This is a genomic window from Priestia sp. TSO9 (assembly GCF_021029645.1).
Taxonomy (GTDB): domain Bacteria; phylum Bacillota; class Bacilli; order Bacillales; family Bacillaceae_H; genus Priestia; species Priestia megaterium_E.
Genome location: NZ_JAJEKD010000009.1, coordinates 21227 through 36611, shown reverse-complemented (window position 1 = coordinate 36611; position 15385 = coordinate 21227). Strand labels below are relative to the sequence as shown.

The window sequence follows — 15385 nt, the reverse complement described above, 5'->3', positions numbered from 1 at the left end:
AAATAATTGGCATGTGTATATTTTTTTTGCACTTTAAATGCCAATATCTTTGGCACAGAAAATATATTGAGACATACCTAAATCAATCCAATCTAAAAACGAAAAAATCCGAACAAGTTTGATTCTCCATCAAGAATCAAACTCGTTCGGATCTTCCTGCAACTACAATACTTTTGTTCCAGCCTCTTTCTATTTGTTTATAAAGTTATCTCTTCGTCATTTGAATGGTTTTACAGGATTGTCTTTTAATCATTTTGTGAGGAACGCGCACTTGTTCTGCAACAGCATATGGCGTTTCAATCTGCTTAATCAAGCAGCGTACAGCCTGATAACCAAGTTCAAAAATATTAATATCAACAGATGTGAGAGCAGGTCTAGCCATTTCGGCGATCAGAACATTATTAAAACTGACAATCGAAATGTCTTCAGGAACCGAAATTCCCAGTTCATCCAATGTATTTAAAACGCCTAATGCCATTAGATCGTCTGCTACTACTAGAGCCGTTGGACGTTCTTTCAGAGATAAAAGTTCGCAAACAGCTTCTTTTCCTCCCTTCTGTAGAAATTCTTCATGAATCACATACTCGTCCCGGTAAGGAATGTTTGCTTTTTGAATCGCTTTATCATAGCCTGTTAAACGGTCAATGGTAACGACTAATTCAAGACTTCCGCCAATAAACGCAATACGCTCATGCCCAGATTCAATTAAATATTCCGTCGCTTCTTTTCCAGCTTTAAAATTATCATTATCAACAAACGTGATGCTTTCACTATGTTTAAACGGCTTTCCAATAACTACAAACGGCACGCTCTGTTCTTGCAAATAAGAAAGTACTTGATCATCAACTTTGGAGTACAGCAAAATTAATCCATCTACTCGTCTTCCCTGTACCATTTGAACAACTTCTGCAAAAATCTCTTCTTCCGTTTCTCCAGTGGACATATAAATCGCTCTTTTGTTCTCGTGAGCTCCGGTGCTGATTCCTCTTAGCACTTCGGGAAAGAATGGATTTTGAAACACCTTGTCTGCTGAGCTCGGCATCACTAGGCCGACTGCCTCTGTCGTTTGATTTGCTAGACTTCGCGCAATAATATTTGGGTGATAACCAAGTTCTTTCATAGCCGATCGCACGCGCTGTTTTGTTTTTTCACTAATTCTTGAGCTGTCTGCAATGACGCGAGATACCGTCGAAGGGGCTACATTTGCTAAATTTGCCACATCTTTTATTGTTACACCCATAATTCCACCTCTTAATTATGTTTTCTTCATTAATACTTATCCAATTATAATTTGACAACTACGACGCGCTGTCCTTTTTACGTGATTGAGAAATTTTCTTTTCTTTTCTTCTTTTTGAAGATGCTTTGTACAAAAAGATGCCAAATCCCGTATAAACAGCAGCAACCGCTGCGATATATCCAATATTAAACCCTGACTTTTTCACTACTTTATATACATTTGTGGTCTCAGGCTCCAATGAAATGTTGTATACATCGTCAACGGGTCGTATAATTCCTTCCGTTATTAACCCTCTTAGTTCATTTTCTTTTCCAACTTTTTTGAGCGGGACATTAATGTCCGACGTTTCCTTTGTATTATTAATCACAACAAACGTCGTTTCGTCCTTATACCTTCTCTTGTATACAGCCACACCTTTTTGCTCAGACACAAGGGTAAAGCTTCCTTTTCGAAGAGAAGGCGACTTTGCTCTAAGTTCAGCCAGTTTTTTTAAATGATCTATAATATCGGGATTAGCTAAAAAATTCATCATCCCATAATTTTCTGCTCCCTTTCCCCCATTCAGCGCAATTTCCGTTCCATAAAAAACGATTGGTACACTCGGCGAAGTATAAAGATACGAAAGCCCTTGCTTTGTTCGGGCTCCAGGATGATTTTCACTCTTCAATGCTTGTGCTGTAAAACGTGTGCTATGAACATCATCTAAAAAATTGGCTAAAGGCTGATTACTTCCTTTCCCCCACTTGTCATACAACATTTTCTGCGGACGATTAGTACCGCTAAACGTAGCAGCAGTGGCTTCGGCTAGCGTTCTATCTACAAGCAAATCTACTCCTAACGAATCAACCTGTTCATTTTTTTTAAATGGTTGCCCTTTTATTTCTCCTATTAATAGAAAAGAAGGATTCATGCTTTTTAGCGTCTTAGAAAAGGATGAAATAAATGCAGAAGGAGCTTGATCGATATCTTTAACGTAATATCCGTCAATATCTGCTTGTTTGCTCCACCAAGCGGCATTTTTAATAAGGTATTTCTGCACAGCGCTTTCTTTTAAATTAAGGTGAGGCAATGCTTTAATTACTTCGTTATCTGTACGAGATTCATTACTTATCCATGTTTTTTTTTCTTTATCTGCTGCCCAGGAATGATTGTTACTGATTGTCAACGGAAATTCGACCATAATTTTTATATTGCGCTCATGTGCTTTCTTCACAAGATTTTGTAAGTCTTTTAACGTTCCAAAATGATCGTCTATTTTATAATGGTTGGTCACCGCATATCCATGATAGCCTGTCTCATCATTTTCCATAAAAGGAGTTAATAAAACAGCGGTAAATCCCATCTCTTGAATATAGTCTAACTTTTGTGCTACTCCCTGTAAATCGCCTCCATAATAGGCATCTGAACGTTCATAGTTAACATTTCGATCATTCTGTTCACTTCCGTTATAAAAACGGTTGATCATCAATGAGTATATTACCTCATCACGTATATCTTTATGATCTTGCGCTGAGGCACTGCTTCCAAAAAGCAATAATAGTATAAGCAGCATACTTATCGTTTTCCATTTCATCTATTCCCCTCCTATAGACGAACTGTTTCAAACTCACTTTTGTTTCCATTATAACGTTAACGCTTACATTATTGTTAAATAAGTTGATAAAAACAAAAAAAGTGATTAAAAGTTTTTACTTTTAATCACTTTTTTTCATCTATATACTGCTATACCGTCTCATTTACGTTCGAGATATGAGGTTTATCCGATACTTTACCAACTTTATTTAATCGATCAATCAATCCAACACCAAATTCAGGATGAAGGTTACCATCTCCTGTCGCTACGAAACTTTCACGAAATTCGTATGCGGATGAACCGTGTTCAGCAAAATCTAAACCAGCAATTTCTTCTTCGCTTGATACTCGAATAGAAGAAAAACGCGTGAGAACAAATAAGAATAACCCAACCGTTCCAATTGTCCAGCCCATCACAGCTATGATTCCAAGAGCTTGAATACCTAATAGCTGTACGCCTCCGCCATAAAATAAACCATTAGCCGTATCAAACAGCCCCACTGCTAACGTCCCCCAAATACCGCAAATTCCATGAACAGTAATAGCACCAACTGGATCATCTAACTTCATTTTGCTATCGATAAAATGCACAGCTTCTACTAGAATAATTCCTGCAATTAGCCCAATGACGATTGCACCTGGAATCGATACGTTTGCTGTTCCAGCTGTAATTCCTACAAGTCCAGCTAAAGCACCGTTTAATGTTAAGCTAGCGTCAATACGTTTGTAGCGAAACTTTGTATATAAAGCAGAAGACAGGACTCCACATGACCCAGACATTAATGTAGTTGCGATGATTCCTGGTACAAGGGCAGGATCCGCTGCTAATGTACTTCCTCCATTAAATCCAAACCAGCCAAACCAGAGGATAAATACACCTAATGCGCCAAGCGGAATATTATGTCCTTGAATAGCATTGACTTTTCCATCGCTTCCATACTTTCCAAGACGTGCTCCTAGAAAAGTAACTGCTACAGCCGCACCAAGAGCTCCAGTCAAATGAACAACTGTCGACCCTGCAAAATCTACGAAGCCTAGTTTAGACAACCATCCTCCTCCCCACACCCAGTGACCTACAACTGGATAAATAACAGCTACCATAGCAATTGTGAGCATCATATAGCTCGATAATTTCATACGTTCTGCTACCGCTCCTGAAATAATCGTAGCGCATGTTGCTGCGAAAACAATTTGAAAGACAAAAAAGCTCATTTGATCGCTTTCTCCATTTAAAAAGAAACCGCTCGAACCGATAAATCCTCCTTTAGAATTTCCAAACATAAGCGCAAAACCAACCACAAAATACAAGACGGAAGACACAGCTACCGTTAGCATATTTTTCATTAAGATATTAAGCGAATTTTTCGAACGAGTGAAGCCTGTTTCAACCATCGCAAACCCTGCGTGCATTAAAAACACAAGTACTGCCCCAAACATTACCCACATCATGTCAATTGATGCGCTGACTGATTCAACAGTTGGGTCAGCCGCATTAACGCGTGTTGCTGCCAACAAACTAATAAACAAAGCCGCACTAATTTTCTTTTTCAACGCTTAACTCCCCCTCTATTAAAAGAACACTCTCTTTTTATAAAATAGCCTCTACACCTGCTTCTCCTGTTCTAATTCGGACAGCATCCTCTACCGGATATACAAAAACCTTTCCGTCGCCTATTTGATTCGTAGAACAAATTGATTGAATGATCTTAATGACTTCATCAACTTGTTCTGTTTCTAAAATCATTTCTACCTTGACTTTAGGTACTAGTTTGATTTCAAAACTTTGTCCCCTGAACAGTCCCTGCTCTCCTTTTTGCTGACCGCATCCTGCTACTTCTGAGACCGTTAATCCGTTTATTCCTACTTCCTCTAATTTTACGCGCAGTGCTTGAAATTTTTCTGGACGAATGATGGCTTCTACTTTTTTCATCGTAACCCCTCTTCCATGTTAGTTTTATTAACATTTAATGTTATATATATTATCATATAGGTAATTTTCTGAATATTCAAGTTAATATGTAATAAAAATGAGACTTTTTTCTTATTTACATAATAGTTAACGCTTTCATATCTTTTCAAAAAAAAAAAAAAAGTAACGCAAAGGAAAAGTAATTCCTTTGCGTTACCCCGTAGAAATAGATGTCATAATTTTCTTTTTTACTTGACTTGTGACAAAGTGCTTTTCTGTAAATACGTCATAATTTTCTTTTCGAATTTTATCAAGAATCGCTCGGTATAAATGCGCCGCTCCTGTAAGAGGCAAACGAGAAGCGACTGGATATTTATGAATCGACTGAAGTCCTTTTATATAATACATCTCCGCTTCTTTGGCCAGGTGCTCCCACATCTCTATAAATTCAGAAGTGACCCACCGGTTCTCTAATAGCATGCGCGTATATCCGTAAGAATTCATAAGGTCTTTCGGTAAATAAATGCGCCCTCGCTCTAAGTCTTCCCCAACGTCTCTTAAAATGTTGGTCAGCTGCATCGCAATGCCTAATGCAACTGCTTCTTCTTCTAATTCTTTATGAGTAGTTGGAGCTAAAATTGGTAAAAGCATTAACCCTACCGTACTCGCTACATGATAAGAGTATGTTTTCACTTCATCAAGCGTATCGTATTCTTTTTTTACTAAATCCATTCTCTGGCCGGTAATCATATCATCAAACGCTTGAACATTCATCTCATATTGTTCAAATACATTGCGCAGAGCTACCCACATGGCGCTTTCGTTCAATAGTTCTCCATTTTTAAATCGGGCAAATTCTGATTCGAATTGCTGCAGCTCTATTTCAGGGTTGCATCCTTCATCTACAATATCATCGACTTGACGGCAAAATGCATATACTGCCCATACTGCCTTTCTTTGTTTTGACGGCAGCATGGAAAAAGCTTTGTAAAACGTTTTTGAGTTTTCTTTAATAATTTCTTCACACTGATTGTACGCTTTGTCTAACGAAATGTTCATCATATAGGACCCCTTTCTCTATTAAAGGATAAACCATCATTTCCTTATGGCTTACAAGATCTTAAGAAAGCTTTGCAACCGCTTGAACAGATGATTGTTCAATAAGATGATCAGCTAACATTTTTGCTCCTTGCATAACAATGGGCACGCCTCCGCCTGGATGAATAGATGCTCCGACCGCAAAAACATTTTTATATTCGTACGGCTGGTACTGAGGTCTGAATACGCCTGATTGAAACAGCTCAGGAGCAATACCAAAGCTTCCTCCTTCGTAAAGTCCAAATGCTTGAGCATCATTTGGCGTGCGTACTTTTACCCACTCTATTTCTTTACGAAGCTCTTCAAACCCTTTTTCTTCTAAAGTTCGAATAATTCCATCAACAAAATCTTGCTGATTGCTCCAATCAATGTGGCCACCTGATGGAACCGGTATAAGTGCATATAGCACACTTTTCCCTTCAGGGGCTAACGATGGATCAATAACAGAGGGATTAAATGTATAAATAGCGGGATCTTCAGGAATCGTTTTATGCTTAAACACTGCTTCCATATGTTTAGCTAAATCATTGCCCATAAAGTATTGATGCACATTGTGATGATCATATTTTCTCTTCAAACCAAGATAAAGCAGCAGACAGCTGGACGAAGGCACATACTTCTTTTCTTTTTTTCGAGCAATTTTCGCCATATTAGGAAAGTCGCCATTTAAAACAACTTGATCAAATGGATAAAGTTGTTCGTCAACAATAACCCCTTCCGTTTTGTCTCCTGTTATAGAAAGCTCTTGAACCGCCTTATTCAAATGAATGTTTACACCTTGCTCTATCAGCGCCTTTTCAAGAAGTGGCACAAGACTTGCGTATCCGCCTTTTACGTAATAGATGCCATGAGCATGCTCACTGTAAGGAACAAGGGAATAAATAGCGGGCGCCGAATAAGGATTTCCTCCAATATAGAGAGATTGCAGGGAATAGGCATCTACTAGACGTTCATCATGGAAATACGTTGAAACAAATTTTCTCATTGATTTATTTGCATTCATTTTTTTTAATGCCTTGATGTTTTGCCATGTCCAAAAATCTCGTTTATTTACAAATGTTTTTTCCAAAAATGCCTTACTTCCTAATTCAAATCGCTTTTTTAATTCAGTCATAAAACGCCGGTAGTTTTGCTCTTCGCCTGGAAACAAACGGCTAATTTCCTCTAACTGATCTTTTTCAGTCGCTTTTTTTGTATAGGTCGTACCGTCTGGAAAATGAATATCATAAAGTGGATCACAGCGTATTAGTTCATATTGAGAAGCAGAAATGCCTGCTTCATCTAAAATACGTTCAAGCATTAAAGGCAGTAAGACAATCGTGGGACCTTCATCAATTTTATAACCGTCTTTTTCTACAAACGCCAGCCGGCCGCCAAGCTTGTTTTCTTTTTCGAAAATATCAACAGAAAATCCTCGTTTGCTTAATAACAAAGCGGTAATCAAACCGCCTATGCCGCCTCCAACAATTGCTGTTCTCATAATGCACTCTCCATTTCCTTCATGGTTTTAAACGGCTCATTCAGTAATTGTCCGTCTCTTTTTAAGATGAGCTTTGTCGTAATGCGAGATGATTCCAGAATAGTTGGTAGACCGCTTCCTGGATGAGTTCCTCCTCCAACTAGCCAGCAGTTTTCTAATTCTTCAAATTTATTATGCGGACGCAGCACCATCATTTGAGTGAGCTGATGTCCAAGGTTAAATGTCGCTCCTTTATAGACCAGCACGTCTTCTTCCCACTGCTTTGGTGAAATGATTTTTTCAACTTCAATATGACTCTCTAAATCTTTGAAACCCGTTTTCTTTTCTACAATTTTTAATACTGCATCCCGAAAATCTTTTTGTTTTTCATCCCAGTTTACACCGCTGAAATTATTTGGAACCGGCGCTAAAATATAAAGAGCAGACTTTCCTTCCGGTGCTAAAGTTGGGTCCGTTACCACAGGGTTTTGAATGTAGATAGAAGGGTCTTCTGAAAGAGCTAGCGTTTTCGTAATTTCTTCTACATTTTTTTTATAATCTTCAGCGAACACAATCGTGTGATGAGGCAGGTCTTTGTACTGTTTGTCTATGCCTAGATAAATCATGAAAGTAGAACAAGAGTATTTTTTCTTTTCAAGTTTTTCAACTGCATATTTTTTAAGGGTACCTTCATCTATTAAATTCGTCATGGCATGAGCAAAATCTCCATTGATAATGACGTCGTCTGCCCCTATTCGCTCTCCATTTTCTAGAATAATTCCTTTTACTCTCTTATTTTCAATCCATAGTTTTTGGACACCTTGGTTTAAGTGGATGTGCCCTTGATGTTCTTCCACTACTTTTGCCATTGCTTGAGATAGTTGGTTTACTCCTCCTATCGGATGGAAGATACCGTAAGCGTGTTCCATAAACGATAAAATAGAAAAGGCTCCTGGACATTCCCAAGGGGACATTCCCAAGTACTTCGATTGAAAAGTAAAAGCTAATTTCAATTTCTCATCAGTGAAATACTTGCCAAGTACATCATAGAGCGTTTTACCTAAGGATAAATGCGGCAGTGCTCGAATTGCTTCAGGCTTTAAATAGTGATGAAAACGATCCATCTCGCCCTGCAATAAAGGCAGCAAAGCCGCCATCTTTGCTTCGGTGTCTTTCATAAAGCGTTCATAGCCTTCTCCGTTTCCTGGGTATAAACGTTCGATTTCTTCTTTCATCTTTTTATGATTATCCGTCATCTGAATCTGCGCATCATCGAAAATAAGCTCATACATGAGATTTAGACGTTTTAAGTCCATATAATCATGCGCATTGCGATTAGCAGCTTGAAATAATTCTTCAAAAATCTGTGGCATGCTCAAAAATGTAGGACCCATATCAAACGTATAACCCGACATTTTAATCGCTGAATTTCGCCCGCCCACGTATCCTTGCTTTTCATATACATCTACTTTATAGCCATGACTTGCTAACAGCATCGCTGCCGCTAGTCCTCCTGGACCTGCTCCAATCACGATTACGTTTTTTTGCATACATACACTCCTAATCCTATACAATAGTTATACAAACATTATACAAAGCTTTATTATTAAACACAACGATAAACTGCTTGTCTTTATTCGAATCACAAAATTACCAATAACTAAACCATTAAAATATGACGTTTGTACCATTTTTCCAGGGTTTCAGTACACTTTCCCTTTATTCGGTGCTCTCAAGCTTTTATTTTATATCTATGTAAAGTTATACAAAAATAGACTGCGGTCTTCTTCTCTAGTTAAACGTACAAAAAAGAGAAACAGATGACTTTATTTCATAAAAAAAACCCTCTGTACTGAGGGTCCTGTCATTCCACAATTTGAATATTATTGTGAGTAAACCAGACGTGAATTTGAGCTAGATGAGCTAGCAGCTGAGGTCCTGTCATTAATTGACCAAACCACGGTGCTTTAAATCCTTCTCCGCCTGTATCAATAATATGCTTTAACTGTTGCTTATCAAAAAATTCATGAAGAGGTGACTGTTTATCTTGTAAAAGAGATTGAAGCCATACAGTTACAGCTTTTGTATAAGCTGGGTTATGCGTTTTAGGATAAGGGCTTTTCTTGCGATAAAGAACGTCATGAGGCAAAATTCCTTCAAGCGCTTTTCGTAAAATCCCCTTCTCTTTATTGCCCGTCATTTTCATCTCCCACGGAATATTCCATGCATATTCCACAAGGCGATGATCTGCAAAAGGTACGCGTACTTCTAAGCTTGCGCCCATGCTCATACGATCTTTACGATCTAATAAAGTTGTCATAAACCAGATCTGATTTAAATAAAACAGCTTTCTCCGCTGCGCATCTTCTAACGATTCACCTTCTAATTCAGGCATTTCCTTTAATGTTTCTTCATATCTTGCACGCACATAATCTTCTAACTGTAATTTCTTTCTCCATGAACTTTGCAGCAAATCAATTCGAGCGTCTAATGAACGCATCCACGGGAAGGTATCCGAAGACAAATCATGTTTTCGGTGAAACCACGGATATCCTCCAAAAATTTCATCCGCACATTCTCCTGATAAGCTCACAACAAAATCTTGTTTGATTTCACGGCAAAACCAAAGCAGCGATGAATCTACGTCAGCCATACCAGGAAGGTCTCTCACCTCTACAGCCTCTGTTAAATGTTGCACAAGGTCCTCCGTTGAAATAATGCAGCGGTGATGATTTGTTTGAAACGTATCCGACATGAGCTTTATATAAGTTCCATCAGAATTTGGCTGAAACTCATTTGCTTTAAAAAATTTATCATTGTCTTCATAATCGATAGAATACGTATGAAGAGAGCCCTTGCCGCTTTCTTTGAACGCATTTGCAGCAATTGCTGTAATGGCGCTTGAATCTACTCCACCTGATAAAAATGTACAAACCGGGACATCTGACACTAGCTGTCTCACAATCGCGTCTTGCACTAAAAATTTAACTTTTTCTGTAGTTTCACCTAAATCATCTGTATGCTGCTCACTTTTTACGTTCCAGTACCGCCAGATTTTCAACCCGTTACGAGTAAGCGTGAGCGCGTGAGCCGGGCGCAATTCATTTATTTCTTTAAATACGCCGTGGCCGGGAGAACGAGAAGGTCCTAAGCCAAACACTTCTGCTAATCCATCTAATCCTACTTCCGCTTTCACCTCAGGATGAGCTAATATCGCTTTTAATTCCGATGCAAATTGAATTCCACCTTCATAAGATCGATAGAATAAGGGCTTCACTCCCATTCTGTCGCGTGCTATAAATAACTTTTCATTGGCTTCATCCCAGATTGAAAAAGCAAAGATACCGTTAAAATGATCTACGCATGATTCTTTCCATTCTATATAAGATGTTAGAAGTACTTCCGTATCTGAATGTCCCTGAAATTGATAACCTCTTTTTAGTAATTCTTTCCGAATATCTTCCGTGTTGTAAAGCTCTCCATTATAGCAAAGCGTATAGAGCTGTTCATTTTTTTCTCTTGTCATGGGCTGTCTTCCGCCTTGAGGATCTACTACAACTAAGCGTTTGTGCCCAAAAGCAACATGCTGCTGTGTCCATACGTTGGTGTCATCAGGACCTCTTTTCGATAAAGTGTCAGCCATTTTTGTTATTGTTGCTGTTTCATTTAAAAGCGATCGCTTTAAGTCGACCCAACCCGTTATACCACACATCGTTTATCATCCTTTCTTTCACGCTCTTGTTTATGAATGAAATAATGCCATTGTATGCACGCAATAGTTACAGTTGAATTGTCCTTATATTTTATTTTCACTTTCGAGTTATAAAGAGAGCTTTTTTAGGCAATAAAAAAATATGGATAAATTTCACACGGAGGTTTGATTATGACTCATTATTCTAAACAACAAGCTCTGAACAATCAGCCGCGTTCCTTCGTGATTGGTACGGTTGAATGTGTTGATTCACAGTGGATCTTCTTTGAAGATGAAAGTGACGAAGCTTCCATGCTCCATGAAGTAATGGATGATACATTAGAACTTCTTATTGATACACGCTGGGAAAAAGCCATTATGGTTGATGACCGTCAAATAAAGCTTCACGATGGAACGTATTTATTGCGAAATGGGGATAAGCTAAGACTGACTAAAAAGCTACCTTATGCATACGAACAGCTGCTTCAATCACTACCGAAAGAGACCTTTTTATCATTCACTCAGCACTTAAATTCATTAAAATTCTCTCTTTATGATTGTATTTACTGTCACAACACATTATGTTTTTTACCGACAGACGGTGATACAAAAGGTGCTAATTTTATCATTTATGACAATGAGGAGAAAATTTGTGCCGTTCAGCATTTATTCGAACGAGGCACGCATCACCTAGATCGATTTGAATATACCGTTAATGATGGAGAACGTTCAATGAATCTTTTTTTAGATTAAAGCAAAAGAAAAGAGTGTGAGACATAACTTCATCAACCCAACCTAAAAACGAACAAATTGGATATATGAGTTCGTATGGATTGCTTTTACACCGCTATTGGTTTCCGTGCAAGGCTTCGCTTTCCGCGGGTGGCCGATGAGCCTCCTCGTCGCTTGCGCTCCTGCGGGGTCTCAGCTGTGCCACTATTTCCCGCAGGAGTCTTCGCCTTGCCCTCCAATCAACAGCTAGAAGCACCTACACACATGAAACCTGCCTTCACAATGACAACAAAAAAACCGAAGTATTAATCAATAATTCTGATTAATACTTCGGTTTTTCTTTCAACTAAAATCCTCTTGTCCTAGTCCCTTTTCTTATCCTAGTACGACATATCCGTAATAGAATACTAAGATAAGCGCAATTACAAGAACTGCCCAAGCAACGCCTGTACGCTTTCTTTTTTCAGTACGAACAAGTACCATTTCCATTCCCACAAGCACTAACACTCCGGCAATTCCTTTAATGAGCGCTGCGCCTTGAAAATGGTACCAAGCTGCTAACATATGCAGACCTGATACTAATACTAATAAATATAGGAGTCTCGCCACCATATGTAGGATTTTTTGACCTTTAGCTTTACCTGCTCGATGTAAAATCAACGAAACCACAAACGAAATAATTAATAATGTCCAAAGCGTTACATGAATATGTAGTGGAGCCATTCATCTCACGTCCTTTCTGAAAATATCATATCATGAAAACCTTTCCTTCACCAATAATAGAAGGAAAGAAAAGGATTTTTAGCGGCTGCGTCCATAAGTAGCATACCGAATGAGTTTTTCAAGGGGTCCATCTGAAAATAGGCTCATCCATATCCGGCTTCCCAGCAGTTGAATAAAAATGATAATCCCCGCAATAGCCAAACCTTCTACAATTGAAATATGTCCGTAGTATCCTAACCCATATGAGTAAAAAAGAAATGTGCATACAATGGACTGGACAATATAATTAGTTAAAATCATTCTCCCCAAAAGGGCAAATGGCTGCATGACTTTTTGAATAGATACACTTCGCATAGCTAATGTGACCAACGTTACAATAAAAATTGCTCCTCCCGTTCCTCCGATTGTATCGTGAATATACGATGTCGCTACATTGTGATCCAAAACATACGGCAATACGGATGATGCTGCATACACGATGAATGAAATAAGACAAAGCCACTTTGTCTCCACTATATATTCTTCTATTTCTTCGAACCACTCGCTTTTTGCCATAAAACCGCCTAATAAAAACAGTGGAAATAGCGATAAAAACAGAAAAGGAACCGTATTTAAATTATACGCGTAGTACCAATCAAGCAAGCGCTGATGAAAGATTGACGCAAAACTTCCGTGTCCATATGCTTGAAGCGCTTGGTCAATAATAGGCTGGTGAATTCCCGCTGCTGTCTCTCCTTCGTTAACCAAAGCCGCTACTGTTAAAATAACAATCATAATCACAGCATAAATGCTAAATATTCCGGTTCCCCACGCTAATAACACTTCTTTCTTTGCTTCTTGAAAAAATAGCATGATCAAAGCAAAGAAGCTGTTCATCACAATCATATCACCGTGCCAAATAAATAAAGCATGAATAGCACCAACAAGAAGCAAAGCCGTGATTCTTCGTACATAAAAAGGAGTAAAACTTACTTGCCTTTCGTATGTACGCTGGAACATTTTCATAAAACCAAATCCAAACAAAATAGCGAGCAGCGCGTAGCCTGTCTGCCCTACAACTACATCAACTAATCCATTAGCAACATAATTCATTCTTGAACCGTCCAACAAATTATGGTCGTAATAGGAAGCAGGTGAATAAAAATTCGGCATGTTTATGAGCAAAATACCAATAAGTGCGATTCCTTTTAATACATCTGCTGCCTCAATGCGCTGTTCTTTATCAGCTGCGTTCATTTTGAAACGTTTCATTCTTTCACACCTTACATGATTTCATTATTGCTTTCACATTATATCGAACGTAAAAGTTTTTCTTCAATGTTTACTATTTCCATACCTCTTTTTAATGTTTTACTTCCTTCCTGCATATAGATAAGAAAAAAGCATTAATCACCTTTCTGTCTAGGCTTCATATGCTGTTACTAGACTAAATTAAAAGGGTGTTTGCCTATGCCTGCCATTGTTGGTGTTGTTAATCTTAACAGTGTTGGTTCAGCCAGCGTCTTTCATATTGGAGATGTTTATACAATAGCCCCTATTTCCACTGCTAAAACATTTGCTGGCGCAGGTTCGTTTAATACAGGCGACGGATTATATGTTGTGAATCAGCAGAGCTCAACCAATACGTCAGACAATGATGTAAATGACCAAAATGTTGCTGGAAATCTATAATAAAAATGAAGCTCATACAGGAGGATGCTTATGAACTTTTACGTGAATCAAAGTATCTGTATTCAAAGTATGAAAATCAGTGCCGTAAGTAACTCTTCAGTACTTCAAATCGGAAGCGTAGGTGTTATTAAACCGAACTCAAATCTCTTTAATACAGGAGGGTTTACAGGCGCTGCACCTACTGAAACAAAAAAAGGCATTCTTGGATCTGTTTCTCCTTCTACCTTTACTCCCGGAACCGGTGCGGGCACTGCCCCAGCTCCTTTTTCACAGTCGTTAACTCCCCCAGTTCGAGACAACGACTGACATGTTACAACCTTCATCGCCATATGTATATATATAACTATTTTCTTTATCCGAAGATAAGGGAATCGAGGTGATTGAAGGTGGATAACATGGACTATATTCAGCAGGTACATCAGTATGTTCAGCAAATGTCTTCGTATATTCAGCAGCAAGAAGGACGCATTGCTCAACTTGAAAAAAACGTACAAGAACTTCAGAAAAAAATAAAAGAGTTAGGTGAACAGCCACCTATTAAAATTGATAAAATTGAATATAAATTTGAACAGTTAAAAATCGATTCTTTAGATGGAACATTAAATATTGGATTAAACCCTCTTACACCTGATAACTTAGAAGATATCATTATTAATGAGAAACCAGAAGTAACATTTTCGCAAGGAGCTCAGCAACAAGGGCAGCCGCCTCAAGGTGAGCAGCCGGGACAACCCGGAGGTCCTGGACCGCAAAATCCTAGCTTAAAACCGTTGAACCGCCAGCTAGAAAAACAGTGGGTCTCTGATATTCATGAAACGATTTTAAATGAGCTTAATCAATATGGATTTTCTATGGTTCAACATGTGCTTGATGAGCGCTCAATGATGATTGATGAATCGTACTACGAGTTTATTTTAGAAGATATTAAAAAGCAGCTGCAGCAGCGGATTACTTTTTATATACAGCAAGTTCAACCGGAGGAAATAGAACGAAATTTTGAACAAATCAAACCTCAGATTATCGGTAAACTTTATGAAGATATGAAAAAAGGAATTGACGCATTTTTAACGTATTTACCTGAATCTTTAAAGAAAGGTGGACCCCCTTCATGAACTTTAACGTTGTAAACCGCGAATTGCTTGTTGGAGACGTTAGTATTACAGGCGTATCTTCTTCTTCTCTTTTTTTAATTGGTGATGCAAATTATATCTCTCTATCCTCGACATTTGATACGCCGGCTGAATCTTTGATTATCGGACCTTATGTGCCACTATCGTTATCATAAAGGAG

15 protein-coding genes are annotated in these 15385 nt (G+C 38.4%); 5 read left to right on the top strand and 10 right to left on the bottom strand.

Annotation, left to right across the window (positions count from 1 at the left end; translation table 11 throughout):
- Positions 1 to 205 precede the first annotated feature (205 nt).
- From LJC66_RS03040 to asnB, 8 genes are all read right to left on the bottom strand, one after another.
- Complete coding sequence (locus LJC66_RS03040; RefSeq protein WP_195695386.1) at positions 206 to 1240, bottom strand: LacI family DNA-binding transcriptional regulator; 1035 nt, start codon at positions 1238 to 1240, stop codon at positions 206 to 208.
- A 58-nt stretch (positions 1241 to 1298) separates the two neighbouring features.
- Complete coding sequence (locus LJC66_RS03035) at positions 1299 to 2813, bottom strand: alpha-amylase family glycosyl hydrolase (RefSeq protein ID WP_230931771.1); 1515 nt, start codon at positions 2811 to 2813, stop codon at positions 1299 to 1301.
- A 149-nt stretch (positions 2814 to 2962) separates the two neighbouring features.
- Positions 2963 to 4363: an ammonium transporter gene (locus LJC66_RS03030; protein ID WP_050691053.1), complete on the bottom strand. Its 1401-nt coding sequence runs from the start codon at positions 4361 to 4363 to the stop codon at positions 2963 to 2965.
- 37 nt (positions 4364 to 4400) lie between these two features.
- Positions 4401 to 4742 (bottom strand): P-II family nitrogen regulator, encoded by a 342-nt coding sequence (locus LJC66_RS03025; protein WP_025749925.1) that lies wholly within the window; start codon positions 4740 to 4742, stop codon positions 4401 to 4403.
- Between the two features lie 192 nt (positions 4743 to 4934).
- Positions 4935 to 5783 carry a phytoene/squalene synthase family protein gene (locus LJC66_RS03020; RefSeq protein ID WP_016763013.1) on the bottom strand — a complete coding sequence of 283 codons (849 nt, stop codon included), beginning with the start codon at positions 5781 to 5783 and terminating at the stop codon, positions 4935 to 4937.
- A 58-nt stretch (positions 5784 to 5841) separates the two neighbouring features.
- Complete coding sequence (locus tag LJC66_RS03015; RefSeq protein WP_230931770.1) at positions 5842 to 7299, bottom strand: phytoene desaturase family protein; 1458 nt, start codon at positions 7297 to 7299, stop codon at positions 5842 to 5844.
- Positions 7296 to 8828, bottom strand: a complete 1533-nt coding sequence (locus tag LJC66_RS03010; protein WP_050691094.1) for a phytoene desaturase family protein — start codon at positions 8826 to 8828, stop codon at positions 7296 to 7298. The genes LJC66_RS03015 and LJC66_RS03010 overlap by 4 nt, the downstream gene beginning before the upstream one ends.
- 314 nt (positions 8829 to 9142) lie before the next feature.
- Positions 9143 to 10990: an asparagine synthase (glutamine-hydrolyzing) gene (gene asnB, locus LJC66_RS03005; RefSeq protein ID WP_230931769.1), complete on the bottom strand. Its 1848-nt coding sequence runs from the start codon at positions 10988 to 10990 to the stop codon at positions 9143 to 9145.
- Between the two features lie 171 nt (positions 10991 to 11161).
- Between asnB and LJC66_RS03000 the strand changes: the two genes are divergently transcribed.
- Complete coding sequence (locus LJC66_RS03000; RefSeq protein ID WP_016763009.1) at positions 11162 to 11722, top strand: DUF2777 domain-containing protein; 561 nt, start codon at positions 11162 to 11164, stop codon at positions 11720 to 11722.
- A gap of 354 nt (positions 11723 to 12076) precedes the next feature.
- On the opposite strand, the gene LJC66_RS02995 is transcribed toward LJC66_RS03000, so the two are convergent.
- Positions 12077 to 12424: a DUF1516 family protein gene (locus tag LJC66_RS02995; protein ID WP_013055360.1), complete on the bottom strand. Its 348-nt coding sequence runs from the start codon at positions 12422 to 12424 to the stop codon at positions 12077 to 12079.
- A gap of 78 nt (positions 12425 to 12502) precedes the next feature.
- Positions 12503 to 13675, bottom strand: coding sequence for a DUF418 domain-containing protein (locus LJC66_RS02990; protein WP_230931768.1), 1173 nt, complete (start codon positions 13673 to 13675; stop codon positions 12503 to 12505).
- Between the two features lie 198 nt (positions 13676 to 13873).
- Here LJC66_RS02990 and LJC66_RS02985 point away from each other — a divergent pair, with 198 nt between their 5' ends.
- The 4 genes from LJC66_RS02985 (at position 13874) to LJC66_RS02970 (ending at position 15380) form a co-directional block, all read left to right on the top strand.
- Positions 13874 to 14095, top strand: a complete 222-nt coding sequence (locus tag LJC66_RS02985) for a spore germination protein (RefSeq protein WP_013055358.1) — start codon at positions 13874 to 13876, stop codon at positions 14093 to 14095.
- A gap of 30 nt (positions 14096 to 14125) precedes the next feature.
- Positions 14126 to 14401: a spore germination protein GerPB gene (locus LJC66_RS02980; protein ID WP_016763006.1), complete on the top strand. Its 276-nt coding sequence runs from the start codon at positions 14126 to 14128 to the stop codon at positions 14399 to 14401.
- Positions 14402 to 14490: 89 nt separating this feature from the next.
- Positions 14491 to 15207, top strand: a complete 717-nt coding sequence (gerPC, locus tag LJC66_RS02975; protein ID WP_230931767.1) for a spore germination protein GerPC — start codon at positions 14491 to 14493, stop codon at positions 15205 to 15207.
- A complete protein-coding gene (locus tag LJC66_RS02970) occupies positions 15204 to 15380 on the top strand; it encodes a hypothetical protein (RefSeq protein ID WP_013055355.1) in 177 nt (58 codons plus the stop codon). The genes gerPC and LJC66_RS02970 overlap by 4 nt, the downstream gene beginning before the upstream one ends.
- The last annotated feature ends 5 nt before the right edge of the window (positions 15381 to 15385 follow it).

Excerpts from the sequence above, each read along its gene's own strand:
- LJC66_RS03040 (WP_195695386.1), bottom strand. The coding sequence starts at position 1,240 with ATGGGTGTAACAATAAAAGATGTGGCAAATTTAGCAAATGTAGCCCCT.
- LJC66_RS03035 (WP_230931771.1), bottom strand. The coding sequence starts at position 2,813 with ATGAAATGGAAAACGATAAGTATGCTGCTTATACTATTATTGCTTTTT.
- LJC66_RS03025 (WP_025749925.1), bottom strand. The coding sequence starts at position 4,742 with ATGAAAAAAGTAGAAGCCATCATTCGTCCAGAAAAATTTCAAGCACTG.
- LJC66_RS03020 (WP_016763013.1), bottom strand. The coding sequence starts at position 5,783 with ATGATGAACATTTCGTTAGACAAAGCGTACAATCAGTGTGAAGAAATT.
- LJC66_RS03015 (WP_230931770.1), bottom strand. The coding sequence starts at position 7,299 with ATGAGAACAGCAATTGTTGGAGGCGGCATAGGCGGTTTGATTACCGCT.
- LJC66_RS03010 (WP_050691094.1), bottom strand. The coding sequence starts at position 8,828 with ATGCAAAAAAACGTAATCGTGATTGGAGCAGGTCCAGGAGGACTAGCG.
- asnB (WP_230931769.1), bottom strand. The coding sequence starts at position 10,990 with ATGTGTGGTATAACGGGTTGGGTCGACTTAAAGCGATCGCTTTTAAAT.
- LJC66_RS03000 (WP_016763009.1), top strand. The coding sequence starts at position 11,162 with ATGACTCATTATTCTAAACAACAAGCTCTGAACAATCAGCCGCGTTCC.
- LJC66_RS02995 (WP_013055360.1), bottom strand. The coding sequence starts at position 12,424 with ATGGCTCCACTACATATTCATGTAACGCTTTGGACATTATTAATTATT.
- LJC66_RS02990 (WP_230931768.1), bottom strand. The coding sequence starts at position 13,675 with ATGAAACGTTTCAAAATGAACGCAGCTGATAAAGAACAGCGCATTGAG.
- LJC66_RS02985 (WP_013055358.1), top strand. The coding sequence starts at position 13,874 with ATGCCTGCCATTGTTGGTGTTGTTAATCTTAACAGTGTTGGTTCAGCC.
- LJC66_RS02980 (WP_016763006.1), top strand. The coding sequence starts at position 14,126 with ATGAACTTTTACGTGAATCAAAGTATCTGTATTCAAAGTATGAAAATC.
- gerPC (WP_230931767.1), top strand. The coding sequence starts at position 14,491 with ATGGACTATATTCAGCAGGTACATCAGTATGTTCAGCAAATGTCTTCG.
- LJC66_RS02970 (WP_013055355.1), top strand. The coding sequence starts at position 15,204 with ATGAACTTTAACGTTGTAAACCGCGAATTGCTTGTTGGAGACGTTAGT.